This is a genomic window from Streptomyces sp. NPDC056224 (genome assembly GCF_042267665.1).
Lineage (GTDB): Bacteria > Actinomycetota > Actinomycetes > Streptomycetales > Streptomycetaceae > Streptomyces.
This window is the reverse complement of record NZ_JBHJTK010000001.1, coordinates 476,584-502,522: the sequence shown is the minus strand read 5'-3', so window position 1 is coordinate 502,522 and position 25,939 is coordinate 476,584. Positions and strand designations below refer to the sequence as shown.

The following is a 25,939-nucleotide window of genomic DNA, read 5'->3' as shown; positions in this document are numbered from 1 at the left end:
GTCGGCCGGCGCCCCTCCCCCGGTCAGCGCCCTCTGGTCAGGCCTTCTTGACCACGCTCGACTTGAGCTGCATGGCGCCGAATCCGTCGATCTTGCAGTCGATGTCGTGGCCGTCGACCCCGTCGACCAGGCGGATGTTGCGCACCTTGGTGCCCGCCTTGATCCCCGACGGGCTTCCCTTGACCTTGAGGGCCTTGACGACGGTCACGGTGTCGCCGTCGTTCAGCACGTTCCCGACGGCGTCCTTGATCACCCGCTCGCCGGAGGCGCTCGCGTCATCCGCCCCGGCCGCGGCCGGAACCCACTCGTGGGCGCACTCCGGGCAGACCATCAGAGCGTTCATCTCGTAGGTGTACTCGCTGGAGCACTTCGGGCACGAAGGCAGGCTCGCCGTCATCTGTTCTGTCCTAGCTTGTGCGTACATGCGGTGCACTGGCGGAGCACTGGCGGCGCCCGCGTGCGATCAGGGAGCCCAGGATATCCTGATTGCAAACTTCTGCAATTCGCTACATCCTCAGGACGCCACACCCGGGCGCTCCGCCGCAGCCCGAGGCCGGCACCGTCGAACTGATCGCAGTATCTATAAATTGCAAAAGTCTGCAATTTCATAGATGCTGTAGATGCTGTGCCCGTAGGTAGCCATGGGCGGAGCACCAGACATGTGCCCCGCTGCTCGGGGTGGCGAGAAAGGTGCGAGACCGTGCCGGTTCCCCTGTACCAGGCCAAGGCCGAGTTCTTCCGCATGCTCGGGCACCCCGTGCGGATAAGGGTCCTGGAGCTGCTCCAGGACGGCCCGATGCCCGTACGCGGCCTGCTGGCCGCGATCGAGGTGGAGCCCTCCGCCCTGTCGCAGCAGCTCGCGGTGCTGCGCCGCTCGGGGATCGTCAGTTCGGTCCGTGACGGCTCGACGGTGGTCTACGAGCTGGCGGGCGGGGACGTCGCCCAGCTGATGCGGGCGGCACGGCGCATCCTGACCGAGGTGCTGACCGGGCAGAGCGAGCTGCTGGAGGAGCTGCGCGATTCCGAGGTCTCGGCGCCGTGAGCGGGAACGCCGTGCTGACGTCCGTGCTCGGCCGGGTCCGATCGGTCCTGCCCGTCCGGGCCGACTTCGCGGTCATGGGCCGCAGTCCACGCCGGGACCTCCTGGCCGGACTGACCGTGGCCATCGTCGCCCTCCCGCTCGCACTCGGCTTCGGGGTCTCCTCGGGGCTGGGCGCGGAGGCCGGGCTGGCCACCGCAGTGGTCGCGGGCGCTCTTGCCGCCGTGTTCGGTGGGTCGAACCTCCAGGTGTCCGGCCCGACGGGTGCGATGACCGTCGTCCTGGTGCCGATCGTGGCCCAGTACGGGCCCGGCGGTGTCCTGACCGTGGGTCTGATGGCCGGTGTCCTGCTCATCGGCCTCGCCCTCCTTCGCGCCGGGCAGTACATGCGGTACGTGCCGGCGCCCGTGGTCGAGGGGTTCACCCTCGGTATCGCGTGCGTGATCGGCCTTCAGCAGGTGCCCAACGCGCTCGGGGTTTCGAAGCCGGAGGGCGAGAAGGTCCTGCTGGTGGCCTGGCGGGCGCTCGTGGAATTCGTGGCGTTCCCGAACTGGACCGCGATCGGCCTCTCCCTCTCCGTTGCGGCGGTGATGCTGGCGGGGGCCCGGTGGAAGCCGACGATCCCGTTCTCCATCGTCGCGGTGATCGCCGCGACCGTGGTCGCGAAGCTCTTCCACCTGGGCGGGGCGGCCCCGATCGGGAACCTGCCGTCCGGGCTCCCCGCCCCCTCCCTCGCCTTCCTCGACCTCTCGGCGGTCGGCTCCCTGCTGGCCCCCGCCGTTGCGGTGGCCGCCCTGGCCGCCCTGGAGTCGCTGCTGTCGGCCACTGTCGCGGACGGGATGACCGTGGGGCAGAAGCACGATCCGGACAAGGAGCTGTTCGGGCAGGGCATCGCCAACCTCGTGTCCCCCCTGTTCGGCGGCGTGCCGGCCACCGCCGCCATCGCCCGGACCGCGGTCAACGTCCGCACCGGCGCCTCCTCCCGCCTGGCCGCCCTCACTCACGCCGCCGTGCTCGCGGTGATCGTGTTCGCCGCCGCACCCCTCGTCTCGGCGATCCCCCTCGCCGCCCTGGCGGGGGTCCTGCTGGCGACGGCGGTCCGGATGGTCGAGGTCGGCTCGCTCCGCGCGATGGCGAAGGCGACCCGCTCGGACGCGGTCGTACTGGTTCTGACCGCTGCGGCGACCCTGGTCCTCGACCTCGTCTATGCCGTGATCATCGGCCTCGTGGTCGCGGGGGCGCTCGCCCTGAAGGCGGTCGCGAGTCAGGCGCGGATGGAGCAGGTCGACTTCCGCCCGGACCTGCCCGGAGAGCACAGCGACGAGGAGCACGCCCTCCTGGCGGAGCACATCGTCGCCTACCGCATCGACGGCCCCCTCTTCTTCGCCGGCGCCCACCGCTTCCTCCTCGAACTGTCCGAGGTCGCCGACGTGAAGGTCGTCATCCTGCGCATGTCGAGGGTGACCGCCCTGGACGCCACCGGCGCCCTCGTCCTCAAGGACGCCGTGGAGAAGCTGAACCGGCGCGGCATCGCCGTCCTCGCCTCCGGCATCCGGCCCGGCCAGCGCCAGGCCCTGGACGCCGTCGGCGCCCTGGACCTGCTGCGCCTGGAGGGCCGTGAGTACGCCACCACCCCGGAAGCAATCGCCGGGGCCCGCAAACACCTGGAGCAGGCGGGACTGCTGGCCCGTACACGTCACCGACCGCACCGCACCCGGAAGGCCGCACGATGACCGTCCCCGCCGACCGCCACCTCGTCGAGGTGTCCGGCACCGAGGCCCTGTGGCTCCTCGAAGGCTCCGGCCAAGGCCGCCTCGTCTACGTCCGGCGGGACCTGGCCGTCGTGCGCCCCGCCACCCACGTGATGGAGTACGGACGCCTCATCGTCCGCTCGCCCGTTCAGGCGGCCGCCGTCTCCGGGCGCGCGCTGCTGACCTACCAGGTCGACGAGATCCGCGCTCCGGCCGGCACCGGCTGGACGGTGACCGCCCACGGCCCGGCCGACGTCATCGCCGACCCCGACGAGGCCGCCCACTACCGCCGCACCCTGCCCGGCTGGGCCCACGGCCCCCACGACACCCTGCTGCGCCTGCACCCGCAGTCCGTGTCGGGGTTCCGCCTGGCCCGCACCGTGACGGGGGCGGGCCGGTGAGCGTCCAGGTCGAGACGATGCCCTACCGGCACGTGCTGGACGTACCCGCCATGGGCTCGGCCGTCCGGATCGCCCGCGAGACGGCCGAACTCGTCCTCGTGGAGTGCGGCGTGGGGCTGCGGCATCCGAGCGTGGGCCCCGCCTTGCTGATCCTGGCCGAGCTGGTCACCAACGCCGTCCGCCACGCCGCCGCCCTCTCCCCGATCATCACGGTCACGTACGCGCACGGGCCGGGTGCGTTCGCGTTCGCCGTCCACGACCGCCACCCCTACCAGCCGGCCCTCTTCGGGGCGCTCGCGAGCGCCCCGGGCAGCGGCCTGGCCATGGTGGTCGAAATGACGATGGAGCTCGGCGGCACCGCCGTCCTGCGCACCGACGCTGACGGGCGCGGCAAGGCCATCTGGATCACCCTCCCCCTGTGAAGCCGAGGAGCTGACTATGACGATCGAATGGCGCTACACCACCCGCCGGGACCTGGGAGTACTGTCCCTGGCGGGATATCTCGGGCCGGACGCGACGGACCGGTTCACCGGCGCCGTCGGCTGGGCGGTCGCCCGGGGCACCGGTCCGGTCATCCTGGACCTGACCGGGCTGCTGGGCTGGTCGGCCGGCGGGCAGATCGCCGTCGCCCAGGCCGCACGCCGCCTCGCCGAACACGGCCGCCGCCTGGAGCTCGCGGCCATTCCCGCGGACGGCTCCCTCGTCCCCGACGCCACCTGCCCGGCCGTCCCCGTCCACTGCGACCTCGCCGCCGCCCTGGCCGCCCACGGCGACCACGGCACGATCAAGCAGTGGAGCACCGACGACTGGGCCGCCCCGCAGGACCCCGGGGAACCCGCCCTCACCTGAGACCGGCACCGGCCCCGGCCCCGGCTCCGTGGGCAGGCCTGAACGGCGAAAGATCCCCTCCCGGGGGTCCGAACGTGACGAACGTCGGCCACCGGGGTCCCAGGAGTTGCAGGGATCTGCAATTGTGGAGGTCACAACGTGTGAAGAGGGGGCGTCACGGATGCTCCCCCGAAGGAACGGTTCCGGGTGGATGAGATGGGCAGTCAAGGCAGGGGTACCCAGGTGAGCACACCGCTGTACCAGCTCAAGGCGGAGTTCTTCAAAACGCTGGGGCACCCGGTCCGCATCCGCGTCCTGGAGCTCCTGTCCGTACGCGAGCACGCGGTCGCCGAGATGCTCCCCGAGGTCGGAGTGGAGGCCGCCAGCCTCTCCCAGCAGCTGGCCGTGCTGCGCAAGGCCAACCTGGTGGTCACCCGCCGCGAGGGCTCCAACGTCTACTACAGCCTCACCCACCCGCAGCTCGCCGAACTGCTGCGGGTCGCCAGGGGCATCCTTTCCGGTGTCCTGCAAGGCCAGGCCGAACTCCTGGCGGACCTCCGCGCCACCAGCCAGCCCTAGGCCCTGTCGTCCAGTACTCGGGCGCCCCTCCGCCTTGCGATGCACGGCGCCGGGGCCCTCCCATGCGGTAACCGGGGGAACGCCGCGCGCCCGACCGACGCCACTTCGACGACAGGACCCGGTGAAGTGACCGGCAAGGTCCACCGGGTCCGGGCCCCGTGTACGGCGGCGGTCCTCCCCCGGCGCGGTCCGTCACGCGGCCGGCACCGGACGGCGGCCGCTCCTCCGGTTCCAGGCCCGCCCTCTCGGCCCGATCCGCCGCCCAGGCCCCGCCTCGCGCGGGAGCGCCCGGGACGGCGCCACGGTCCGGACGGCGCCGGTCTCACTTCTGGGCGTGCTCGCCCAGGTAGAACAGCAGCCAGATGAAACCGGCGAACACGTGGGTGCCGAAGATGTAGAAGAAGGCGCGCAGGGCGACGCCCTTCTCCTTCCACTTCTCCTCGTCCGCCGACGAGTTCGTCCCGGGGGTGTCGTCCGTCATCACGTGGGTTCCTTCTTGTTGTCGGGCGCCCGGAGCGGGCGGGTGCACGGGCGGACGAGCATGCGCATGCCGTGCTCGCCGGCGTGCGCGATGACGGCCGCGACCTCTGCCGCCCCGACCGTGCGGACATCCGGCTCGGAGCCGCTCCCGAGGCAGGTGATCTCGTACAGCTGGACGGCCCCTCGGGCGGTCCTGGTCACGGTGTGCCTCCCGGCAGGATGAAGCGGACGACGACCGTCTTCCCGCGCCCGTCGGAAACGGGCTCGATCCGCACGTCGCCGCCGAAGGTGCGTGCCAGGTCGGCCACCGTGCGCAGCCCCTGCCCCGAGGTCCGGTCGAGGTCGGCCGGCGTCAAGGGGCGCGGGTCCAGATCCCCGACGGCGACCACGAGCAGGTGCTCGGTCATGTGGAGGGTGACCTCTGCCTCCGGGGAGTGCCGGGCGTGGCGAACGGCATTGGCGACCAGTTCGCTGACCACGAGCAGCGCCGCCCCGAACAGGGCGGAGGCGCTCTCCAGGCCGAAGAGGCGCAGGGAGCGTTCAGTGCGCTCGCGTACGGCCCGCACCGAGCCCGGCACCAGCGGCACCGCCCACACATGCCTGCGCACCTGCACCGCAGCCGGCTGCCCGCTGGGGTGCCGGGCCGTCACCGACGCCCCGGACGGGCCGGTGGCTCCATCTTGTTCACCGGCCCTCCCCGGGGTCGGCGGCCACGCCGTGATCGCGGGCCACGCGCAGCGCGTCCTCCAGCTCCTCCGCGGCCTGCGCCTCCTCGAAGGCATCGTCAGCCTCCTGCGCAGCCCGGAGACGAGCCCGCGCCACGCGGACCCGTCCCAGCGCCGCTTCCTCGAACCCGGCCACACCGCAACCCCCGTCCACCGATTCCAGAACTAGTAAATTGCATAACTCTGCAAGTCTAGCCGGTGCAGCCCCGCCCGGTCGGGCCACCGTCCACGGGCTTCGGCGGAATTCCAGTCACAGCACTAGGTCGGACCTCCGGCCGACCGGTGCCCCTCGTCTTCGCGCCGGTCGACGAGGATGATCGCCACGTCGTCCGCCAGGCGGCTCTGAGTGTGGCGGAGCAATGCCCGGCGCAGGCCCTCCAGGAACGCCTCCCGGGTGTGGTCGCGCATGGTCATCATGGCCTCGGAGAGGTCGAAGAACGTGTTGTCCGGGTCCCGGGCCTCGATGACGCCGTCGGTGCACAACAGCAGCCGGTCCCCCGGTGCGAACGGATAGCTGTCCGTCCGCCCGGGAGGACCGTCGATGAATTCCTCGAGGCCGAGCGGCGGCAGGGGGACGGTGGGCATCAAAGACCGGACCGTGCCCTCGTGCAGCAGCAGTGGCGGCGGATGGCCCCTGTTGATCACCTCGACGTGAGGGCCGTCCGGGATCTGGGCCACGAGCGCGGTGACGAATCCCTCCAGAAGGGCGTCGCCGTCGCCAACCGCACCCGCACCCGCACCCGCGACGACGGCGTCCCGCCGCAGGGCCGCTCCGCAGTGGTCGATGACGTCCACCAGGTCGTCCTCGTAGTGCACGGCCTCCCGGAACGCGCCCAGGACGACCGCGGCCGCCCGCACGGCGGGCAGTCCCTTGCCCCGGACGTCCCCGACGATCATCCGGACCCCGTACCGGGTCTGGACCACGTCGTACAGATCGCCGCCGATCTGGGCTCCCGTCTCGGCCGCCAGGTACATGCTGGCCGCCCGTACCGGGCCCAGCCGGTCCGGCACCGGCCGCAGCAGGACCTCTTGGGCGGCCGTGGCGATCCGGCGGATCTGGTTGAGCTCGTTCTCCGTGCGCGTGCGCGCGGTGCGGCTCGTCATGAAGCTCGCCATCGACACCAGGAACAGGGCGAGGAAGTTCGTGTAGACCTGCTGGGTGCCCCAGGCGCCGTTGTAGGTGGCGGTGGTCACGCTGACCCCCACGGCCACCCCCGCCGCGGCGAGCGTGCCCTTGGGACCCATCGTCAGCGCCGCCAGAGCGGGTGTCGCGACCAGCATGGGGCCGGTATAGATGAAGTGCGCCGGCGTGAGCTCGATGAGGAGCACCAGCAGGGCGATCGCGAAGGGCACGCACTCCGCGAAGACAAAGAGAACCTGGTGGTGGCCATCGGCTCGCGGTCCGGGGGGCGAGCGCAAGTGCGCTCTCATGAGTACAGCCTGCCTCGCCCGGGCCCATGGCCGCCACCCGGTCCACCGGCCGCGAGAGCCGCCGCCGGAGCCGCGTACCCAGTCGGATGCCCGGGTCCGCTCCCGCCCGTCGGCCGTCATTCGAGCGTGAAGCCCGTGACGAGATCCGGCACGATGCGCAGGGCCCTGGTCGCCGTCTGCCCCACCCAGGGCACGAGCAGCGCCTCGTACGGGTCGGCCCCGTCCTCCTCGGCGACCAGAGACGCATAGCCGGTGACGACGGCGCTCCAGCCGAGGCGGGTCTCGGGGTCGATGGCATCTGCCTCGTAGGCGACGACGACCCCGGGCGCACCGGGGGTCGCCATGAGCGAAGCGAGCGCCGCGCCGTCCTGGAGCCGGACGATGATGTCCTCCCCGTCCACGAGATGGCTGACCGGCCGCACGGCCGGGAGGGCGTGCTCGGTGAAGACGATGCGTCCCATCGATACCGTGCCGAGCAGGCTCAGTGCTTCGCTGCGGTCCAACGGCTTCATGCGCCGGGCCGGCACCTCGTCCGGGAGGCCGGGCGCCGGTCGCCGCGTCGCTTCGTGGTCCATCATCCGCGTCCCTTGCTCGGCCCCCTCCACCGGTTCAGCCCTCTCCGGGTCCGGGGCGGCTTCGACCGGGCTCGTTCTCACGCAGCACGGTCAGACGCCGCTCGAACTCCTCCTCGTCGATCTCACCTCGGGCGAACCGTTCGGCGAGCACCTGCTTGGCGGAGGGTGCGGCGCGGGGCTCCGCCGGGTGCGCGGGGAAACGGTCGCTGCGGAGGAGCAGAACGATCGCCGTGACGGCGAGGGCCACGAGGAGCACCATGCTGAACATGGCGACCCAGGCCCAACCGCCCATTCCGTGGTCGTACCAGAACATGGTTCACGCTCCTGTGGCGATGGCCCGGGACCCGCCCACGGGGCAGGTCCCGCGTGTTCCCAATGTCCACCGGTCCACCGCGTCGGGGTATGGGCCGGTAGGGGTCACGACCAGGGCCGATCGGCCCATCACCGCCGCCCCGCCCTTGCCCCAGACTGAATGCGGACTCGAACGGAGGCCCCCGATGAGCACACCTTCTCCCACCCGGATCTCGGCCGCCCTGCCGGCGGAGTACCGCGCCCGTCTGACGGACATCGCGCGTGAGGTCAGCTTCCCCGCAGGTGCCCGCCTCTTCAACGAGGGAGGCCACGCAGACCGGTTCTGGATCGTGCGGTCCGGCACGGTCGGCCTCGACGTCCATGTGCCCGGAAGACGGGCCGCGGCGATCGAGACCCTTGGTTCCGGCGAGCTGGTCGGCTGGTCCTGGCTGTTCCCTCCCTACACCTGGCACTTCGGCGCGGAGGCGACGAGCCCCGTACGCGCCCACGAGTTCGATGCCGCAGCCGTGCGCACGATGATGGAGGCCGACACCGGCTTCGGCTCGGCCATGGGGCGCTGGGTGGGCCAGGTGCTCGCCCATCGGCTCGTGGCCGCCAGGGTGCGTCTCCTCGACCTCTACGCCCCTCACGGCAGCGGCAGCTCGCTGTGAACCGGGGCGTCCGGGTCGTCCGGGTCGTCAGGTAGTCCGGGTAGTCCCCATCGACATCATGTGAGGGAGCCGGCCATGCCCGCATCCCAGTACACCGTGAGTGACGTCATGGCCCAGACCGCCGTGGCCATCGGCCGCGAGGCCTCGTACAAAGAGATCGTCGAGCTGATGCACCAGTGGGGAGTGAGCGCCCTCCCGGTACTCGAAGGAGAGGGCCGGGTCGTGGGCGTTGTCTCCGAGGCCGACCTCTTGCCGAAGGAGGAGTTCCGTCAGGACGACCCGGCAGACCCGGCACTGCCGGGGTGGACGGAGGAGGCCTCCAAAGCCGGAGCGGTGCTCGCCGGGGACCTCATGTCCAGCCCTGCCGTGACCGTGCACGCGGACTCCACGATCGCCGAGGCCGCCCGCATCATGGCAAGGAACGGCGTGAAGCGGCTGCCGGTGGTGAGCGGCATCGGCATGCTGGAGGGCGTCGTCAGCCGCAGCGACCTGCTCAAGGTGTTCCTGCGGCCGGACGAGGAGATCGAGGACGAGGTCCGCACCGCCGTCCTCGCGGATCCGGCTTCCCCGGCAGGCGTCGACTGCACGGTCGAGGAGGGTGTCGTCACCCTCCGGGGCGACCTGCGGGACCGCGCCCTGGCACCTTTGGTCGTCCGGGCCGTCCGCGCCGTCGAAGGGGTCGTGGACGTGCGGATGGAGTCCGCGCGTCCCGTCGGTACGGCTTCCTGACAACACCGGCTTCACGGCTGCCTGACACCGGCTTCCACGCACCCGCCCGCCACTGAGCCGGGCGGGTGCGCCCACTTGGCGCGGCTACTTCCCCTCGGCGTCGCCCAAATGCCTGACGTGGGCGTCCGGGCCGGGGAAGAAGAGCGAGACCCTGCCGGTGTCCGACCAGCGGACGTCGTACGGCGGGGTGCCGTCGTCATGGTGCAGGCCGACGACTTCGCCGTCCCGGCCGGGCTTGCCGACCGTGGGGCCGTCCACCACGACCTGGTCCCCGAGGTGGGCGTGGATACCGCTTCCGGTCATCTCGAAGTTCATCGTCGTGCCTCCTTGTGGAACGCGTTTCTGGAGAGTCGGGCCGCGGCGAATCCGGTGAGGGCGGCGATCGCCGCGAGCCCGGCACCCGCCCGGCCGAGGGGCTCGGTGTCCAGTACCGCCTGGAGGAACGGCACGTAGAGCGCCGCCGCGGCGAACAGGATCGACGCGAGTACGGACAGCGGCAGGAAGAGGTTCTGGCGGGTCAGCAGACGGGTGCGCAGGCCGAGCACCACGCCCAGCTGGCTTGCCAGGAGCGCGAGGAAGAGGACGCTCTGCCAGGGCAGGCCCCAGTCCCGCGCGACGACTCCCGCGCCGAGGCTCGACGCGGAGACCACGGCGGCGAGGAGGAGCAGCCGCTGCCACGCTCCGTCCCCGAGGATCTGCTGGCCCGGTGGCCGAGGGGGCCTGTGCATGGCTCCCGGCGCGACGGGCTCGGCTCCCATGGCCACACCCGTCAGTCCGTGGGTGAGGAGGTTGATCCACAGGATCTGCCCCGCCCGCAGCGGCAGGGCGAGTCCCAGCAGGGGGCCGGCCAGCATCACGAGGATCTCCGCCGCGCCGCCGGCCAGCCCGTAGACGAGGAAGCGGCGGATGTTGTCGTAGACGCGTCTGCCCTCCTCCACGGCCGCGACCACGGTCGACAGCTCGTCGTCGGTGAGCACCAGGTCGGCGGCCTGCCGGGCGACCTCGGTGCCGCGTCGGCCCATGGCGACGCCGATGTCGGCCTGCCGCAGGGCCGGACCGTCGTTGACTCCGTCGCCGGTCATCGCGGTGATCTCGCCACGCGAGCGCCACGCCTCGACGATGTCCAGTTTCTGCTGCGGCGTCGTGCGGGCGAACACCGTGACGCCGGTGAGGTCGGTGATCCGTCCGGCCGCTACGTCCGGACCGGTGACGACGCACTCCCCCGACGGGTCGTCGCCGTTCAGCAGTCCGACGCGGGTCGCGATCGCCCGTGCCGTGGCGGGGTGGTCCCCGGTGATGAGCACCGGGGTGATGCCCGCCGCGCGACAGGCGGCGAGCGTGGCGGTCGCGTGGGGCTTGGGCGGGTCGCTGATCGCTACGAGGCCCAGCAGGCGCAGCCCCGATTCCGCTTCGACGGCGCGGTGCGGTACGTCGTCGCGTGTGGCCGAGGCGACCGCCAGGACCCGATAGCCGTGGGCGGCCAGCAGTGCCGCCTCCTGCCGTGCGCCGTGGAGCAGATCGGGCCCGTCGCCGAGGATGGCGGCGTCCAGCACCACTTCCGGCGCGCCCTTCAGGCACACCAGCACCTGACCCGACGGCGTCGTGTGCAAGGTGGTCATCCGCTTGCGCAAGCTGTCGAACGGCGCCTCGTCCGTTCTCGGGTGCTCACGGTGCAGGCCGGCTCGGCCCGCGCAGCCGGTCTTGGCGGCCGCTGCCAGGAGCGCGGCTTCCATGGGGTCTCCGACCGCGGTCCAGCGGTCCTCTTCGTCCGAAGGGTCCTCGGGCGGGCGCAGCCCCGCGTCGTTGCACAGGGCCGTCACGGTCAACAGCTCGCGTACGGGATCGAGTTCGTCGGCGGTCGGCTGCCTGCCCTCGACCAGCACGTCGCCTTCCGGCTCGTAGCCGACACCGAAGAAGTCGACCGCGCCGCGGGGCGTCCACACGTGCTGGACCACCATGCGCCCCTCCGTGAGGGTGCCGGTCTTGTCGGTGGCCAGGACCGTCACCGAGCCCAGCGTCTCCACTGCGGGAAGCCGCCTCACCAGGGCATGCCGGTCCGCCATCCGGCGTGCGCCCAGCGCGAGGGCCAGGGTGACCACCGCCGGGAGGGATTCGGGGACCGCCGCCACGGCGAGGCTGATCGCCGTCACCGCCATCGTGGCGACGGGCAGCCCTCGGACGAGGCCGAGCACGAACACGACCAGGCAGAGGGCCAGGGTCACGACGGCGAGAATACGGCCGAGGGCTCCGAGACGGCGCTGCAGGGGGGTCGGTTCCCTCTTGCCGTCGAGCAGGGCGGCGATGCGGCCGAGCGCGCTGCCGGCCCCCGTGGCCGTCACGGTCGCCACGCCCCTTCCCCGCACGACGACGGTCCCGGCGCTCAGCCGGGCTCCGGAGTCCTTGTCCACGGCCACCGACTCACCCGTGAGCATGGACTCGTCGACCAACAGGGCGGACGCTTCGAGAAGTTCGGCGTCGGCGGCGACGATGTCACCTTCGCCGAGGAGCAGTATGTCGCCGGGAACGACTTCAGCGGCCGGAACCTCCCCGGCGGCGGAGTCACGCAGTACCCGGGCGTTGGGGGCGGACAGTGCGGAGAGGGCGGCCACGGCATTGTCGGCGCGGATCTCCTGCGCCACACCGACCGCGGTGTTCACCACGATCACCAGAGCGATCACCACCGCGTCGGCATGGTCGCCGATCGCGAGGGTCAGCACAACGGCTCCCAGCAGCACCAGGATGAGTGCGTCCTTCAGCTGCGCGAGCACTCTGGCATACAGCGGCACGGTCTTGGCGGCCGCCACCTCGTTGCGGCCGTGTTCCCCGAGCAGGCGCGCCGCCTCCGCCTCCGTCAAACCCCTGTGGGGGCCTGCGGGAGAGGGCGCCTGCTGGGCGGCGGGCGTCGTCACGGCGTCCCTCACGGGACGGGAACCGTGATCACCGGGCAGTGGGCCCGGTGCAGCAGCCCGTGGACGACCGATCCGAGTCGCATGCCGGTGTAACCGCCCCTGCCCCGACGGCCCACGACCACGGCGAGTGCGTGCTCGGCGGCCCCGGCGAGCTCCTCCACCGGGTGCCCGATCGGCACCTCGTGCGTCACCGCGACGTCGGGGTACTTCTGCGTCCATCCGGCCGTCGTCTCGGCCAGCATCCGTCGCTGCGCCTGCAGTGCTTCCTCCTCGTCGTGGAGCAGGAAGAGCGGAGCCTGCCACACCGAAACGGCGCGCAGCTTGGCTCCTCTGAGATCGGCCTCTTCGAACGCCAGCGCCAGTGCCGCTTTCGACGACTCGCTGCCGTCGATGCCCACGACGAGGTAGGGCGGCTGCTGTGTGACGTGCTCGGCGTCGCCCACCACGACGACCGGACAGCGCGCCTGCGCGGTGACGGGGACGACGAGGGAACCGGCGCTGAAGAACTCCGAGCTACGGCTCAGGTGGCGCGAACCGAGGACGATCATGCGGGCCTGCCCGGACAGTCGTCCTATCGCCTGGGCGGGGAGCCCGTCGACCAGGTCCACGGCCGGTTCGACCTCCGGGTGGCGCTCCAGGCTCCAGGCGGCAGCGGCACCGAGGGCTTCCGAGGCGGCCTGGTGCAGGGCGATGCCGTGGGAGGTGCCGTCGGCGTGCCGGTCGCGCGTCGGGGGCACGGCGGCGACGAGCCGCAGCCCGCACCGGCGCCGTCGGGCCTCGTCCACCGCCCAGGCCAGGGCCATCCGCCAGTCCCTGGCCGGGTCGATGCCGACGACGATCTCACGGCGTTCGCCAGAGTCCGTCACGACTGGCTCCCGTGCTCGTGGCCGTGGCGCGGAATGAGCTGCACCGGGCAGTGCGAGTGGTGGATCAGGGTGTGCGTCACCCGTCCGAGTGTGGGTCCGAGATAGCTGGAGGACCGCCGGCCGCCCATCACCACCAGGTCCGCCTCGCGCGAGGCCTCGACCAGCACGCTGGCCACGGACGTGCTCTTCTCGGCATCCACCTGCACGGACAGGTCCGGGAACTCCTCGCGGATCCGTGCTCCTACTGCGTTCAGGTGATGGACGTGCTCGTCCGCGATCTGGTCCACGTCGTCGAGGAAGGTCACGACGTTGCCGACGGACTGCAGGATGTTCCACACGTGCAGCAGCCGCAGCGAGCTCTTGCGGAGCTGGGCCTCGCGTGCGGCGTACCGTGCGGCCTCGAGGTCGTGCTCGTCGCGGACGGCAGCGAGCACCGTGCCCGTCTCGGCGCCGTCCTCGATGCCCCTGACGATGACGACGGGCGTCTTCGCGCCCGCTGCGACCTTCAGCCCGACCGAGCCGAGCATGAGTGAGCCGAATCCGCCCGCGCCGCGGTTGCCGACCACGATGGTGCCGTGGAGTCCTGCGGCCCGGTGGAGGCTCGGTACGGGTGAGCTACGGCTGAACTCGGTGTTGACCTGCAGGCCGGGGAACTGCTCGGTCACCGCGGCGGCGGTGACGTCCAGCAGTTCACGGCCCGCCCGGCGGACGTTCTCGATGCTCTCCACCGAGACGTACAGGGCCCGGCCGTCGGTGTCGGCCCCGTACACGATGTGCAGCGGGCGCTCTCGGCGCGTGGCCTCGGCCGCTGCCCACAGCGCTGCCCGGCGGGCCGGCTCGGATCCGTCGACGCCTACTACGACGGAGCCGAGCTCCGAGCTGCTCGTGGTGCCTTCCATGGTTCCTCCTCGGAGAGCCTGGGTCGGGCTCTCAGGCTGGCACTGCGGACTCCCACACCCGGAGGGCCGCTCAGGTCCCCGGCGGGGGCCGAAGGTCCCGGCTCGTGCCGGAGGGCGGCCTCCGCAGGCGTGGGGGCTGGTCCGGTCGGTCCCGGCACCGGACCGTTCGGCCCTCCTCCTCTCGTAGGGGTCGGCGGATCGTGGGTTCCCGAGCGACCTCCGGCGCCATCACGCCCGTGTGGATCGCCGTGACGGCGGGAGGTGTCTCATGAAGCACATCAAGGTGGGAGACCTGATGACCGACGAGGTCGTCTCGGTCGTCACCTCTACCTCATTCAAGGATGTCGCGAAGCTGCTCGCTCAGCACGACATCAGCGGACTGCCCGTCCTCGACGACGAGGACCGGGTGCTGGGCGTCGTCTCCGAGAGCGACCTGATCGGCCGGGAAACCGCGGATCGGCCGCTCGCGCGCGGCGTGCCCGACGGCCGGGGGACGTTCCCCGCCGACTTCAGCGCCGGTGAGGTGATGACGGCGCCGGCGGTGACCGTCCCCGCGGAGGAGACCGTGGCGGGCGCCGCCCGCCTGATGGCCCGCCGAGGCGTCGAACGGTTGCCGGTCGTGGACGACGAGGAACGCCTCGTCGGCATCGTCACCCGCCGTGACCTGCTCAGGCTCTTTCTGCGACCCGACGCGGAGATACGGCGGCGCGTGGTCGAGGGCATCCTCATGGACACCATGGGGCTGGGCGCGGACGCGGTCGCCGTCCACGTGGTGGACGGCGTCGTCGCGCTGGACGGCCGGCTGGAGAGACGGAGTCAGGTCCCGGTCCTGGTCCGGCTCACCGGGCAGGTCGAGGGCGTGGTCGCGGTCGTGCCCCGTCTGAGCGCCCGCGTCGACGACTCCCCGCTCACGCCCCCTTCGCGCAGCGCCCGTGACATGCCCTGGTGACCGCGGGGGCCGGGCGTGGGCCGTCCGGGGGCCGGGCGTGGGCCGTCCGGGGGACGCCCGGGCACCGCACAGCCGTGTTCGCCGGCGTCACCGCGCGGACGCCGGCCCTTCCGGGACACCCTGGAGGTGGACCCGCTCGACTTCATCAGCCTGATCGGGGCGCTGAGCGGCCGCCCGGGCCTCCCCGGCCCGGAGGCGGGACCGGCGCGGACTTCCCCCGCGCGGCCGGGGCTGGTCGGGTCCTCTATGGGGCCACATGGCCCCTCCTCCGCCCCTGGCCCCGCGGGCCATGCTGAGAGCCAGACCGCAACCCCGCGGCGCCCAGGAGGTTCCCACCATGAAGCACCACGTGACTGTCGGCGTCGACGGCTCTCCCGAGAGCGTGGCCGCCGCCCGCTGGGGCGCCCGGGAGGCGTCCTTGCGGCACGTGCCGCTGAGGCTCGTCCACGCCGTCGACTGGCCGATGAGCCCCGCCATCCCCCGCACGGGCCACGAGGCGGCCGACCGGTGGGCCGACGAGGCGCTCACCGAGGCACTGGCTGACGTACGCGCCCGCCACCCCGATGTGGAGACCACCACGAGGTGTCTCTCCGGCAGGCCGGCCGCGGCCCTTGCCGCCGAGGCGACCGACGCCGGGCTGCTCGTCCTCGGTTCCCGTGCCATGGGCGGCCTGGCCGGCTTCCTCATCGGCTCGGTGGGCATGTCGACGCTCGCGGCCACCGAGACGCCGGTGGTCCTCGTACGGGCGTCGGACGAACCCGCGGACACGGAGCCCGCCCGGTACGGCGAGATCGTCGTGGGTGTCGACATCCACGAGGCGGCCGACAGGGTCCTCTCGTTCGCCTTCGAGGAAGCCGCCCGCCGCGGTTGCGCGCTGCGGGCGGTCCACGGCTGGAAGCTCCCTCCCGCCTACGAGTACGTCCCCTTCTTCGATCCCGACAACGAACGGGACATCGGCCGGAGCGTCTCCCAGATGCTGGACGACACGCTGCTGCCGTGGCGTCACAAGTTCCCGTCCGTGAGCGTCACCGGCACCGCCTTCGCGGGGCCCGCCGGCCCACAGCTCGTCCAGGCCGCAGCGGGCGCGGACCTCGTCGTCGTCGGCCGGCATCTGCGCCGCTCGCCCCTGGGCGCGCATATCGGACCGGTGGCCCATGCCGTCCTGCACCACGCCGCCGCACCTGTCGCCGTCATCGCCCACGACTGACGGCCCGCACCCAAGGGAGATCCGGCCATGCCTCATCGCACTGTCGCCGAAGTCATGACCAGGGACGTGGCCACGGCCAGTCCCGAGGCCTCGCTCAAGACGGTCGCCTGGAGCCTCGACTACAACGGCGTCTCCGCCCTTCCCGTCGTGGACACCCGCCATCACCCCATCGGCCTCGTCTCGGAAGCCGACCTGCTCCGTCGGCAGGCCGGCCTGCCCGACACCGAGGGGCGGGACCGCATGGGCGGGACGACCGACGTGGACCAGCACACCAGGGACGCCCGCACGGCCGGCGAGCTGATGTCGACCCCCGTCCTCACGGCCCGTCCGGAGTGGGGCATCGTCGAGACGGCTCGCTATCTGCACGAGCGGGGCGTCAAGCGGCTCCCCGTGGTGGACGACACCGGAACGCTGGTGGGCATCGTCAGCCGTTCGGACCTGCTGCGGCCGATGCTCCGTCGCGACGACGCGATCCGCGACGAGATCGTCGACGAGGTGCTGGGACGGACCCTCCGGATGACCCCGGGCGGGGTGGACGTGGCCGTACGGGAAGGGGTCGTCTCCCTGAGTGGCCGGGTCGAGGAGCGCTCCAGCATCCCCGTCGTGGAACGCCTGTGCCAGTCGGTCGACGGCGTCGTCAGCGTGGACCAGTCCCTCGGCTACACGGTCGACGACCTGTCGCAGGATGTCGGTCCGGAGCACAGTGCCGGCGCCCGCTGAACGCGGCGGGAGGCGACAGAAGGCGGAAAGAGTCCATCCGCTTCTCGCGGATCCCGATTGTGCGGTGCACGGCCATCAGCCGCTTCTCCGCATCCGTTAAGGACTCTTTCCGTCCATTTCATTGAAGCACCGCCCGGGCCCGGGCGGCAGGGCCGGTCAGTCCCCGGCGCACCCCGGACGGCCCTACCTGCGAAGGACGGCGATATCGAGGCTGGACGTACGGCCGATATGTCAGGAGGAATCATGAAGCACCTGCGCACCGTCGACGACGTGATGACCCATGCCGTCATCTCCGTCGATCGCGGAGCACCGTTCAAGGACATCGTGGAGGCCATGCGGCAATGGCGGATCAGCGCGCTGCCCGTCCTGTCGGAGGACGGGCGGGTCGCGGGCGTGGTCTCCGAGGCGGACCTGCTGCTCAAGGCGCAGGGCGCGGACGAGTCCCGCGCCGTCTCGGCCGGCGAGCTGATGACCGTACCGGCGGTGACGGTGCCCAAGGACGCCACCATCGCGGGCGCCGCCCGTCTGATGGCCCGCGGCCACTTGAAGCGGCTCCCCGTGGTCGACGGCGACGGCCGCCTCGTCGGTGTGGTCAGCCGGGGGGACCTCCTGAAGATCTACCTCCGCCCCGACGGGGACATCGGAGAGGAGCTCCGTGAGCTGATCATGGCTGAGCTCATCCCCGCCGGTTCGGCCGAGGTGCACGTCCACGTGGCGAACGGAATCGTCCACCTGCACGGCTCCGTCCCCGACGGTTCCCTGGGGGCCGTGCTGATGCGGGTCGCTCGCACGGTACCCGGCGTCGTGGACGTCACCGCGCAGTTCGACGTCGAAGTCCCCGCCTGAGGAGAACGACGATGAGGCACCGCAGCGTCGCCGACCTGATGACTCCGACGGCCGTGAGCGTCCGGCCCGGCACCCCGTTCAAGGAGATCGCCCGGCTCCTCGACGAGTTCGGCATCACGGCCGTGCCCGTCGTGGACGATTCCGAGCGTCCGATGGGTGTGGTCTCCGAAGCGGACCTGCTCCGCGGACGCGACGGCGGAGGCGGTTCGACCACCGCGGCCGGCATCATGACCAGCCCGGCCGTCACCGCCGATCCCGAGTGGAGCGTGGTCCGCGCCGCGCGTGTGATGCGCAAACACTCGGTCAAGCGACTGCCCGTGGTGGACGCCGGCGGCCGGATCATCGGGATCCTGAGCCGCAGCGACCTCCTTCAGCTCTTCCTGCGCCGTGACCACGCGATCCAGGAAGAGATCCTCGAAGACGTGCTGACCCGGACACTCGGGCTCAGCCCTTCGGCCCTGACCGTCGAGGTCACCGATGGCGTGGTGACGCTCAGCGGCACGGTGCGACGGCACAGCCTCGTCCCCATCGTCGTGCGGCTGTGCCAGAGCGTCGACGGAGTGGTGGACGTGATCAATCGGCTCAACTACGAGCATGACGACATGTCGGTCGGCTCACCGGCAGCCACCGAGCGGTAGGAGAAGACCCGTGAGGCATCGAGAAGTGAGCGAGCTGATGACCCGGGAGGTCATCACCGTCCCCCGGAACGCCGTCTTCAAGGACGTCGTCCGGACCCTCCTGGACCACCAGGTGTCGGCCGTCCCGGTCGTCGACTCCGCGCGGCACCCCCTCGGCCTGATCTCGGAGGGGGACCTCCTCCCGAAGTCCGCGGGCCAGGGCGACTACTTCCGGTCGCTGCCCGAGCGGGAAGCGTGGGAAGAGGACAAGGCGGAGGGGCTGCGCGCCGAGGAACTGATGTCCGCTCCCCCCGTCTGCGCCGGACCCGACTGGACCGTCGCCGAAGCCGCCCGGCTGATGGAAGCGCAAGGCGTCAAACGGCTCCTCGTCGTCGACGGGGCGGACACGCTGGTCGGCATCGTCAGCCGCCGGGACCTGCTGCGCATCTTCCTCCGCGACGACGATGCGATCCGCCACGAGATCATCGGGGACGTCCTCGACCGCACGCTGCACCAGCGCGCCGAGGGCATCACCGTCGAGGTGGCCGACGGCCGCGTCGAACTGCACGGGACGGTGCAGTTCAAGAGCCTCATCCCGGTCATCGACCGGCTCTGCCGCACCGTGGACGGCGTGGTCTCGGTGACGGAGCAGCTCGGCTACGCCGTCGACGACACGGTCGCACCCTGAGGAGCCGGGTGTCGTGCCGCCGAGCGCCTTCCACCCCGTCGCGGTCGCGGCCCGACCGGATTCCCACCTGACGTGAGGACGGCCAGCATGAACGGACTCGTCGCCGTCGGCCTCGACGGCTCGGCGGAGAGCGTGGCGGCAGCCCACTGGGCGGCACGGGAGGCGCTGGCGCGCGGGGTTCCGCTCCGTCTCGTCCACGCCGAGGAATGGTCGTCCCCCCGCGACATCACCCCCGTCGCCAGCGCCGAGATGCGCTCGCGGTGGGCGCAGGCGCTCCTGCGCGATGCCGCGGACGAGCTCCGTGAGAGGCATCCCGCACTGGCCGTCAGCACCCGGTCCCTCGACGACCGGCCCGCGAAGGCACTGGCTGGCGTGGCAGCCACCGCAGACGTGCTCGTCCTCGGTTCCAGGGGGCTCGGCGCCCTCACCGGGTTCATCCTCGGCTCGGTCGGTATGGCGGTCATCCACGCGACGGAACGGCCCGTCGTACTGGTGCGGGCGGGCGAGGACGCGAGGGCGCACTCCCAGGGCCACGACGCGGACCGCGAGCTGGTCGTGGGCGTCGACACCGGCCGGCCCTGCGACGCGCTGCTGGCCTTCGCGTTCGAGGAGGCCTCCCGGCGGTCCTGCACACTGCGTGCGCTGCACAGCTGGACGCTTCCCCCGGTGGCGGGGTACGGAGCGGCGTACGACCCGCGGGTCCACGCACAGCTGGACATGATTGCGAAGGCCGGTCTGGACGAGGTGTTGGAGCCGTGGCGTGAGAAGTATCCGGCCGTCCGGGTCGCCGCGCGTGCGACGGCCGGACATGCCGCCTCGCAGTTGGTGGAGGCCGGATCGAAGGCAGGACTCGTCGTCGTCGGCCGACGCATCCGCAGCTCGTCGGTCGGCGCGCACATCGGTCCGGTCACTCACGCGGTCCTCCACCACTCCCGAGCGCCCGTCGCCGTCGTAGCACACCCCTAGCCGGCGGAGCCGGGCTTGCCGGAAGCAGGAGAACCGCGTCATCGAAGGAGATGCACCTCATGACGAGCCAAGTGACCGTGGGCCTCGACGGCTCCCCTGAAAGTACTGCGGCGGCCCGCTGGGCGGCGTACGAGGCCGTGCTCCGGGGTGCGTCCCTGGACCTGGTCCACGCCGAGGAGTGGCTGGAGAATCCGCCGCTGCCGGTCGCGACCACCGAGGAACGCCGGCACTGGGCCGAGGGCGTCCTGCGCGGGACGGCCGACGAGCTGCGGCGCGAGCACCCTTCGCTGGAGATCTCCACGCGCCGGGTGGGGGGCCTGCCCTCTTTGGCTCTGGCGTCCGCCGCGAAGGACTCCGACATGCTCGTACTCGGCTCCCGGGGGCTCGGCAGCATCGCCGGTTTCGTCGTCGGGTCCACGGGCTCGGCCACCATCGCCGAGACCGAGCGCCCCGTCGTGCTCGTACGGTCCGCCGACGGCTCGGGAAACCCGGCGGGCGGTGTCCCCGAGCGGGGGCACGTCGTGGCCGGCCTGGACATCCACCAGCCCGGTGACCGGATCCTCGCCTTCGCCTTCGAAGAGGCCGCCCGTCGCGACGGCACGCTGGTCGTCGTCCACGGATGGTCTCCGCCCCCGGTCCTGAGCTATGCGCCGGCGCTCGACGCCGGGGTCCTCATGGAGATCGGTCACGGCATCGGCACGGAGCTGGAGGGGATCCTGGGCCCGTGGCGGGCCGAATTCCCCTCGGTGCCGGTCGAACCGCGCGTGACCATCGGTCAGGCGGCGATCCAGATCCTTGACGCCGCCACCGGCGCCGCCCTCGTCGTCGTCGGCCGGCGCATCCGCCGCTCGTCCTTCGGCACCCACATCGGCCCGGTCGCCCACGCCGTGATGCACCACGCGACCTCGCCGGTCGCCGTGGTCGCCCACGGCTGACGCCCACCGCCCAGGCAGGGAAATCCCATGACCACGTCACTCCCGGACCCAGCAGAGATCGTTCCCCTCATCGAGGACGCCGTCATGGCGCCGTCGATGCACAACGCCCAGCCCTGGACGTTCGTCCTGCGGGCGGACACCGGAGTCATCGAAGTGCACGGTGACCCCAGCCGGTCCATGCCCCGCGCCGACCCCGACCACCGCGCCCTCCACCTGGGCTGCGCCGCCGCGCTGTTCAACCTGCGGGTGTCCGCGGCCCGGGCGGGTTGGGAGCCCGTCGTACGGACGCTGCCCGACGACGGCGACCCGTGGCTCCTTGCCGCCGTACAGCTCCGGGAGCCGGGGGCGACGGGGGCGGACAGCGGACTCGCAGCCCTCCACCCGGCGGTGCGGCGACGTCGCTCCAGCCGGTTCCCCTTCACGGACGAGGAGGTACCGCCCGCCCTGCTGGACGGTCTGCGGGCCGCCGCTCGCCTGGAGGGCTGCCGTCTGGCCGTGCCGGACGCCTGGCACACCGAGACCGTTCTGGGGCTGGTCCACGACTCCGAGCACCGCGAGGAGATGGATCCCGCGCTCCGGGCGGAGACGACGGCGTGGACGGGTGCGGGCGCACCGGACGAGCAGACCCGGCCCGACGGCATCCCGGCCTACGCCTTCGGTCCCAAGCAGTCCGGCCGGGGAGCCGCCGTACGCGACTTCGGCCGCTCCCGGACCGTACCCGGCCGGGGCTGGGCCGCTTTCGAACGGCGCCCCCGGATCGCACTGCTGGGTACCTCCGGGGACGGGCCCGCGGACTGGCTGCGCGCTGGACAGGCCCTGGAGCGGGTCCTGCTCCAGGCCACCATCGACGGCCTGGTCACCTCCATGACCTCGCAGCCGCTGGAGTGGCCGGAACTCCGCTGGACGGTACGTGACCCCGGGGTGGCGATGAGCCACGTCCAGATGGTCATCCGGCTCGGCTACGGCCCCCAGGGGCCCGCGACGCCCCGACGCCCCGTGGCCGAGGTCCTCGACGTCCGATGAGCCACCGGAGCACCGGACCGGCCGTGCCGAAGGGGCGTCGGCCGGCCGTGATGCCGGATCCGGTGCCCCCGCCGGGCGCCTCCGGGTGCCCCCGACCGGACCGGGAGCCGCGGACACCGACTCCCCGGCGGCCGTTCCCGGTCGCAGCGCTATGAGGCCTCCATGTCCAGCCAGCCCGTGTACGGCTTCGGGGAATCCTGAAGCGATGGCGCCCCGACGGCCCGCATGTCTCCGTAGGCCGTTCGCTTCAGCTGCTGGGCCAGGTTCTCCATGGCCCGCGCGGCGGCGAGTTCGTCGCCGATCTCCGGTACGTCCTTGTCCTGGGGCGCGCAGTGGGCGGTGCCGTGGCCGATGAGCTTGTTCGCGCCGGTGTCCAGTTCCAGGCGGGCCTTCGTCGTCTGGTCCTCCTCGAAGAGGTAGAGGCGGACCTTCCATTCAGCGGTGTGTGACATGACGTGCCTCCGGTGAGGGGTGGCGGGACTCCGTGCGGCGGTGCGTACGCCTGACCCATCGCCGCAGTTCGTCGGTGCCCCAGACGAGGACGGGGAAGGTGGCGATGAGGGCGACGACGTCGAGCGGCAGGGCGGCCGTGCCGAAGAGGCCCTGCAGCGGCGGTGCGTAGACGAGGGCTGCCGTGAAGGCGAGTTCGAAGGCGATGCCGGCCAGGAGCAGGGGGTTGGTGAAGAGCCCGATGTCGCGCAGCGCCGCGTGGTCGGTGCGGGCGGCCACCGCCGTGCCGACCTGGCAGGTGACGATGCCGGCGAACGTGGCCGTGGTCGCGGTGACGTACGCGTGGTGGAGTGGGCTGCCCGTCCCGGTGGGATCTCCCGGCTGCCAGCCGGCTCGCCACAGCACGTAGAAGAACGCGCCCATGACCAGGACTGCGGAGACCGTACCGAGGTAGCCCCAGCTGCGGATGAGCATGTCGCGGGAGATGACGCCCTGCGAACTCGGGCGGGGCGGGCGGCTCATGGTGCCCGGCTCGGCCCGTTCGCGGCCGAGGGCGAGGGCGGGGAGGGTCTCGGTGCCGAGGTCGATGGCGAGGATCTGGAGGACGGTCAGCGGCAGCGGGACCGCGCCGGCCGACAGCGCGAAGACCAGGAACGGGACGACCTCGGGGGTGAGGTGGGCGAAGATGTAGACGATGAACTTGCGGACGTTGTCGTAGACCCGGCGGCCGGATTCGATCGCGGCGACGATGGTGGCGAAGTTGTCGTCGGTCAGCACCATGGTGGACGCCTCGCGGGCCACGTCCGTGCCGGAGAGGCCCATGGCCACGCCGATGTGGGCGCGGTGCAGCGCGGGGGCGTCGTTGACGCCGTCCCCGGTCATGGCGACGATCTGGCCGTGGGCGCGCAGGGCGTCGGCCACCTTCAGCTTCGTCTCGGGTGAGGAGCGGGCGAAGACGACTTCGGCGTCCGCCGATGCGAGGAGTTCGTCGAGGTCGTGGTCACCGATCGACTCGGACTGTGCCACCACGTGCAGACGGGGCAGCCCGATGCCGACTTCGCGCGCGACGGCCGCGGCGGTGGCACCGTTGTCGCCGGTGACGATGTGCACGCGCAGGCCCGCGTCGTGGCAGCGCCGGACGGCGGCGGCGACTTCGGCCCGGGGCGGGTCGTACAGGCCGACGAGCCCGAGCAGGCGCAGCCCGGTCTCCGCGTCCTGGCGACGGCCCGGTACCCCGGCACCGGTCGGCAGTTCCCGGACGGCGACCGCCAGGACGCGCATTCCCTCGTGGGCGAGTTCCTCCGCCGCGGCGGCCGCGGACCCCGAACCGTGTTCCAGCGTGTGCAGCACCGTCTCCGGTGCGCCCTTGACGATGACCCGCAGACCGTGTGCGCCATCGGCTTGGACGACGGACATCAGACGCAGGCGGGGGTCGAAGCGGAAGAGGGCCCGGCGCCCGGTGTCACGGCCGCCCAGGTCGACGGGAGCGGCGTGGGCGGCGGCGCCCTCGACCAGGGCCGTCTCCGTCGGGTCGCCGTGGAGTGCGCCCCTTTCGTCTCGGGTGACCGTGGTGCACAGTGCGCTGGTTCGCATCAGCTCGCCGTCCCAGGGCCCGGGTTCCCTTCCGTGCTCCGGCGTCCACACGGCTTGGAGCCGCATGCGGTTCTGGGTGAGGGTTCCGGTCTTGTCGGTGCAGATGACGTTGGTGGAGCCGAGGGTTTCGACGGCGCTCAGGCGTTTGATCACCGCTCCTTGGCGGGCGAGGACGCGTACGCCGACGGCGAGCGCGAGGGTGATGGTCGGCAGCAGCCCCTCGGGGACGTTGGCGACGAGCAGGCCGATCGCGAACATGAGGGTGTCCGTCAGCGGCAGGCCCACGGCGACACCAGCCGCCAGGAACACGCCGCCCATGGCGACCGCTACGGCGGCGATCAACCAGGCGACCTTCTTGACCTGCTGTTCCAGGGGGCTGGGGTCGCGCCGGGTGCGCTGGCTCAGTGCGGCGATGCGGCCGAGTTCGGTGTGGTCCCCGGTGGCGAACACGATCGCCCGGGCCTGGCCCTCCGTGCAGACGGTGCCGCTGAACACGAGGTTGGGCTCCTGCAGCAGCGGCGCCCCGATAAGTCCGGGGCCGACGACGCGTTCGGCGGGGGTCGACTCCCCCGTCAGCATCGACAGGTCGACCTCGATGCCTCCCTCGCTCAGCCGTGCGTCGGCGGGAACCTTGGCCCCCTCTTCGAGGACGACCAGGTCGCCCGGCACCAGTTCTCGCGCCTCCACCGCCGAAGGGCGGCCGTCGCGGATCACCAAGGCGTGCTCGGGCAGGTACTTCGCCAGGGTCTCCACCGCCTGTTCGGCCTGCCGCTCCTGAAGGAGCGCGAACGCCGCGTTGACGAGGACCACGGCGATGATGGCCCACCCGAGCACGGGAAGGGCCGCGACGAACGCCAGCGCGGCGGCCGCCCAGAGCAGCAGGGCCAGCGGATGCACCAGCTGTCGTACGAGTTCTCGCCCCAGGGAGGTACGCGCCTTGCGGCGGACCTCGTTCGGACCGTAGACGGCGAGGCGTCGGGCCGCTTCCCGGGCGGAGAGGCCCCTCGGGCCGGTGTGGAGTTCGCGGCGCAGCAGCGGCAGCGGCTCCATCGGGTCCGGGCTCAGGAGCGGCTCCTGACCTGCGGACCGCGGGGAGGTGGTGGCCTCAGTCATCTCCGGCTCCCGGTTCCCGGCGCATACGGCCGGACCACCGTGGCTCCACGAGCACCCATTCGCGCTCCCACGCGGCCAGGCTGCGCGCCTCGACGCGGCGGAGCCTGAGCCACACGACTCCCCCGGCGGACAGGACGAGTACGCCGAAGGCCCCGGATCCGGCGGCCACGGCGGTCGAGGCGAGTTCGCCGTCGGAGCGGGGGGCCTGCGCCTCCCTGCCCGCGTCATCGACCCAGATCGTGACCTTCGCGCCCACGGGTGTGCCGGCCGGGACCAGGACCGTGTCGGTGTGCCGGTGGGAGGCGGGGTACTCCCAGGCGGCCCGCGCCGTGGCCATCCGGGCGCTGTTGAACCGGGCGGGGAGCAGGCGGTCGGCCTCACCGGCCGTCGTCGCCGGGACCCGGTGCCGGTGCAGGGCCTCCGCGTGGGCGGCGCGGGCTTCGGTGTTCCAGACGGCCGTCCCGACGGCGATGGCACAGAGCACGGCGATGAGCGGAGACAGCGCGAGGGCTACGAGCCAGTGGCCGCGTGTACGGTCGGCGGCGCGGCGCAGTTCGTTCGCTGGGGGGCGCCGCCGCCGGCGGGGGCGCCCGCCCCGAACACGGGGGGGGGCGGACAAATGGTGCCACCCCCCCCCCGCCCGGGCCGGCCCGGCAGA

General features: G+C 72.2%; 32 protein-coding genes. 18 read left to right on the top strand and 14 right to left on the bottom strand.

Annotated elements, in window-relative coordinates:
- Positions 1–37: 37 nt before the first annotated feature.
- Positions 38–397, bottom strand: coding sequence for a zinc ribbon domain-containing protein YjdM (locus ACFCZ1_RS02330; RefSeq protein WP_376676426.1), 360 nt, complete (start codon positions 395–397; stop codon positions 38–40).
- A 303-nt stretch (positions 398–700) separates the two neighbouring features.
- Here ACFCZ1_RS02330 and ACFCZ1_RS02325 point away from each other — a divergent pair, with 303 nt between their 5' ends.
- The 6 genes from ACFCZ1_RS02325 (at position 701) to ACFCZ1_RS02300 (ending at position 4,598) form a co-directional block, all read left to right on the top strand.
- Complete coding sequence (locus ACFCZ1_RS02325) at positions 701–1,042, top strand: ArsR/SmtB family transcription factor (protein WP_376676425.1); 342 nt, start codon at positions 701–703, stop codon at positions 1,040–1,042.
- Between the two features lie 74 nt (positions 1,043–1,116).
- Positions 1,117–2,772, top strand: a complete 1,656-nt coding sequence (locus ACFCZ1_RS02320; RefSeq protein WP_376676770.1) for a SulP family inorganic anion transporter — start codon at positions 1,117–1,119, stop codon at positions 2,770–2,772.
- Positions 2,769–3,191 (top strand): pyridoxamine 5'-phosphate oxidase family protein, encoded by a 423-nt coding sequence (locus ACFCZ1_RS02315; RefSeq protein ID WP_376676424.1) that lies wholly within the window; start codon positions 2,769–2,771, stop codon positions 3,189–3,191. The genes ACFCZ1_RS02320 and ACFCZ1_RS02315 overlap by 4 nt, the downstream gene beginning before the upstream one ends.
- A complete protein-coding gene (locus ACFCZ1_RS02310; protein WP_376676423.1) occupies positions 3,188–3,613 on the top strand; it encodes an ATP-binding protein in 426 nt (141 codons plus the stop codon). Before ACFCZ1_RS02315 ends, ACFCZ1_RS02310 begins: the two co-directional genes overlap by 4 nt.
- 16 nt (positions 3,614–3,629) lie before the next feature.
- Positions 3,630–4,040: an STAS domain-containing protein gene (locus ACFCZ1_RS02305; RefSeq protein ID WP_376676422.1), complete on the top strand. Its 411-nt coding sequence runs from the start codon at positions 3,630–3,632 to the stop codon at positions 4,038–4,040.
- Positions 4,041–4,262: 222 nt separating this feature from the next.
- Positions 4,263–4,598 (top strand): ArsR/SmtB family transcription factor, encoded by a 336-nt coding sequence (locus tag ACFCZ1_RS02300; RefSeq protein WP_376676421.1) that lies wholly within the window; start codon positions 4,263–4,265, stop codon positions 4,596–4,598.
- 322 nt (positions 4,599–4,920) lie between these two features.
- Here ACFCZ1_RS02300 and ACFCZ1_RS02295 read toward each other — a convergent pair whose 3' ends face one another.
- From ACFCZ1_RS02295 to ACFCZ1_RS02285, 3 genes are read right to left on the bottom strand one after another with little or no spacing between them, the layout of a single operon-like run.
- Positions 4,921–5,079 carry a DUF6126 family protein gene (locus tag ACFCZ1_RS02295; protein WP_376676420.1) on the bottom strand — a complete coding sequence of 53 codons (159 nt, stop codon included), beginning with the start codon at positions 5,077–5,079 and terminating at the stop codon, positions 4,921–4,923.
- Positions 5,079–5,279: a hypothetical protein gene (locus tag ACFCZ1_RS02290; RefSeq protein ID WP_376676419.1), complete on the bottom strand. Its 201-nt coding sequence runs from the start codon at positions 5,277–5,279 to the stop codon at positions 5,079–5,081. The genes ACFCZ1_RS02295 and ACFCZ1_RS02290 overlap by 1 nt, the downstream gene beginning before the upstream one ends.
- Positions 5,276–5,644 carry an ATP-binding protein gene (locus ACFCZ1_RS02285; RefSeq protein WP_376676418.1) on the bottom strand — a complete coding sequence of 123 codons (369 nt, stop codon included), beginning with the start codon at positions 5,642–5,644 and terminating at the stop codon, positions 5,276–5,278. Before ACFCZ1_RS02285 ends, ACFCZ1_RS02290 begins: the two co-directional genes overlap by 4 nt.
- Here ACFCZ1_RS02285 and ACFCZ1_RS02280 point away from each other — a divergent pair.
- Entirely contained in the window at positions 5,622–5,972 is a 351-nt protein-coding gene (locus ACFCZ1_RS02280) for a hypothetical protein (protein ID WP_376676417.1), read from the top strand. The genes ACFCZ1_RS02285 and ACFCZ1_RS02280 overlap by 23 nt on opposite strands.
- Before the next feature lie 89 nt (positions 5,973–6,061).
- Here ACFCZ1_RS02280 and ACFCZ1_RS02275 read toward each other — a convergent pair whose 3' ends face one another.
- From ACFCZ1_RS02275 to ACFCZ1_RS02265, 3 genes are all read right to left on the bottom strand, one after another.
- Positions 6,062–7,156 carry a PP2C family protein-serine/threonine phosphatase gene (locus ACFCZ1_RS02275; RefSeq protein ID WP_376676416.1) on the bottom strand — a complete coding sequence of 365 codons (1,095 nt, stop codon included), beginning with the start codon at positions 7,154–7,156 and terminating at the stop codon, positions 6,062–6,064.
- Positions 7,157–7,350: 194 nt separating this feature from the next.
- Complete coding sequence (locus ACFCZ1_RS02270; RefSeq protein ID WP_376676415.1) at positions 7,351–7,812, bottom strand: pyridoxamine 5'-phosphate oxidase family protein; 462 nt, start codon at positions 7,810–7,812, stop codon at positions 7,351–7,353.
- Positions 7,813–7,843: 31 nt separating this feature from the next.
- Complete coding sequence (locus tag ACFCZ1_RS02265; protein WP_376676414.1) at positions 7,844–8,122, bottom strand: SHOCT domain-containing protein; 279 nt, start codon at positions 8,120–8,122, stop codon at positions 7,844–7,846.
- A 184-nt stretch (positions 8,123–8,306) separates the two neighbouring features.
- On the opposite strand from ACFCZ1_RS02265, the gene ACFCZ1_RS02260 reads away from it, so the two are divergent.
- Both ACFCZ1_RS02260 and ACFCZ1_RS02255 read left to right on the top strand, forming a co-directional pair.
- The gene (locus tag ACFCZ1_RS02260) at positions 8,307–8,771 is read left to right on the top strand and encodes a cyclic nucleotide-binding domain-containing protein (protein WP_376676413.1); all 465 of its coding nucleotides are present in this window, start codon (positions 8,307–8,309) and stop codon (positions 8,769–8,771) included.
- A 75-nt stretch (positions 8,772–8,846) separates the two neighbouring features.
- Positions 8,847–9,500 carry a CBS domain-containing protein gene (locus ACFCZ1_RS02255; protein WP_376676412.1) on the top strand — a complete coding sequence of 218 codons (654 nt, stop codon included), beginning with the start codon at positions 8,847–8,849 and terminating at the stop codon, positions 9,498–9,500.
- 84 nt (positions 9,501–9,584) lie between these two features.
- On the opposite strand, the gene ACFCZ1_RS02250 is transcribed toward ACFCZ1_RS02255, so the two are convergent.
- From ACFCZ1_RS02250 to ACFCZ1_RS02235, 4 genes are read right to left on the bottom strand one after another with little or no spacing between them, the layout of a single operon-like run.
- Positions 9,585–9,815 carry a DUF1918 domain-containing protein gene (locus tag ACFCZ1_RS02250; protein WP_376676411.1) on the bottom strand — a complete coding sequence of 77 codons (231 nt, stop codon included), beginning with the start codon at positions 9,813–9,815 and terminating at the stop codon, positions 9,585–9,587.
- Positions 9,812–12,421, bottom strand: coding sequence for a cation-translocating P-type ATPase (locus tag ACFCZ1_RS02245; protein WP_376676410.1), 2,610 nt, complete (start codon positions 12,419–12,421; stop codon positions 9,812–9,814). The genes ACFCZ1_RS02250 and ACFCZ1_RS02245 overlap by 4 nt, the downstream gene beginning before the upstream one ends.
- Complete coding sequence (locus tag ACFCZ1_RS02240; RefSeq protein ID WP_376676409.1) at positions 12,418–13,275, bottom strand: universal stress protein; 858 nt, start codon at positions 13,273–13,275, stop codon at positions 12,418–12,420. Before ACFCZ1_RS02240 ends, ACFCZ1_RS02245 begins: the two co-directional genes overlap by 4 nt.
- On the bottom strand, positions 13,272–14,174 hold the full coding sequence (locus tag ACFCZ1_RS02235; protein WP_376676408.1) for a universal stress protein: 903 nt from the start codon (positions 14,172–14,174) through the stop codon (positions 13,272–13,274). The genes ACFCZ1_RS02240 and ACFCZ1_RS02235 overlap by 4 nt, the downstream gene beginning before the upstream one ends.
- A 268-nt stretch (positions 14,175–14,442) precedes the next feature.
- On the opposite strand from ACFCZ1_RS02235, the gene ACFCZ1_RS02230 reads away from it, so the two are divergent.
- The 9 genes from ACFCZ1_RS02230 to ACFCZ1_RS02190 all read left to right on the top strand — a co-directional run bounded on the left by ACFCZ1_RS02230 (position 14,443) and on the right by ACFCZ1_RS02190 (position 22,125).
- Complete coding sequence (locus ACFCZ1_RS02230) at positions 14,443–15,123, top strand: CBS domain-containing protein (protein WP_376676407.1); 681 nt, start codon at positions 14,443–14,445, stop codon at positions 15,121–15,123.
- Between the two features lie 337 nt (positions 15,124–15,460).
- On the top strand, positions 15,461–16,330 hold the full coding sequence (locus ACFCZ1_RS02225) for a universal stress protein (protein ID WP_376676406.1): 870 nt from the start codon (positions 15,461–15,463) through the stop codon (positions 16,328–16,330).
- A gap of 27 nt (positions 16,331–16,357) precedes the next feature.
- The gene (locus tag ACFCZ1_RS02220) at positions 16,358–17,050 is read left to right on the top strand and encodes a CBS domain-containing protein (RefSeq protein ID WP_376676405.1); all 693 of its coding nucleotides are present in this window, start codon (positions 16,358–16,360) and stop codon (positions 17,048–17,050) included.
- 243 nt (positions 17,051–17,293) lie between these two features.
- Positions 17,294–17,896, top strand: a complete 603-nt coding sequence (locus tag ACFCZ1_RS02215) for a CBS domain-containing protein (protein WP_376676404.1) — start codon at positions 17,294–17,296, stop codon at positions 17,894–17,896.
- A gap of 11 nt (positions 17,897–17,907) precedes the next feature.
- Positions 17,908–18,534, top strand: coding sequence for a CBS domain-containing protein (locus ACFCZ1_RS02210; protein WP_376676403.1), 627 nt, complete (start codon positions 17,908–17,910; stop codon positions 18,532–18,534).
- Positions 18,535–18,544: 10 nt separating this feature from the next.
- Positions 18,545–19,201 carry a CBS domain-containing protein gene (locus tag ACFCZ1_RS02205; RefSeq protein ID WP_376676402.1) on the top strand — a complete coding sequence of 219 codons (657 nt, stop codon included), beginning with the start codon at positions 18,545–18,547 and terminating at the stop codon, positions 19,199–19,201.
- 87 nt (positions 19,202–19,288) lie between these two features.
- Entirely contained in the window at positions 19,289–20,167 is an 879-nt protein-coding gene (locus ACFCZ1_RS02200) for a universal stress protein (protein ID WP_376676401.1), read from the top strand.
- Positions 20,168–20,226: 59 nt separating this feature from the next.
- Positions 20,227–21,102 (top strand): universal stress protein, encoded by an 876-nt coding sequence (locus ACFCZ1_RS02195; protein WP_376676400.1) that lies wholly within the window; start codon positions 20,227–20,229, stop codon positions 21,100–21,102.
- Positions 21,103–21,129: 27 nt separating this feature from the next.
- Entirely contained in the window at positions 21,130–22,125 is a 996-nt protein-coding gene (locus tag ACFCZ1_RS02190; protein WP_376676399.1) for an Acg family FMN-binding oxidoreductase, read from the top strand.
- 149 nt (positions 22,126–22,274) lie between these two features.
- Here ACFCZ1_RS02190 and ACFCZ1_RS02185 read toward each other — a convergent pair whose 3' ends face one another.
- The 3 genes from ACFCZ1_RS02185 to ACFCZ1_RS02175 are packed head-to-tail and all read right to left on the bottom strand — an operon-like array spanning position 22,275 to position 25,765.
- On the bottom strand, positions 22,275–22,577 hold the full coding sequence (locus ACFCZ1_RS02185) for a DUF1876 domain-containing protein (protein ID WP_376676398.1): 303 nt from the start codon (positions 22,575–22,577) through the stop codon (positions 22,275–22,277).
- Complete coding sequence (locus ACFCZ1_RS02180) at positions 22,561–25,281, bottom strand: cation-translocating P-type ATPase (protein ID WP_376676397.1); 2,721 nt, start codon at positions 25,279–25,281, stop codon at positions 22,561–22,563. The genes ACFCZ1_RS02185 and ACFCZ1_RS02180 overlap by 17 nt, the downstream gene beginning before the upstream one ends.
- Positions 25,274–25,765, bottom strand: coding sequence for a hypothetical protein (locus ACFCZ1_RS02175; RefSeq protein WP_376676396.1), 492 nt, complete (start codon positions 25,763–25,765; stop codon positions 25,274–25,276). The genes ACFCZ1_RS02180 and ACFCZ1_RS02175 overlap by 8 nt, the downstream gene beginning before the upstream one ends.
- Positions 25,766–25,939: the final 174 nt, after the last annotated feature.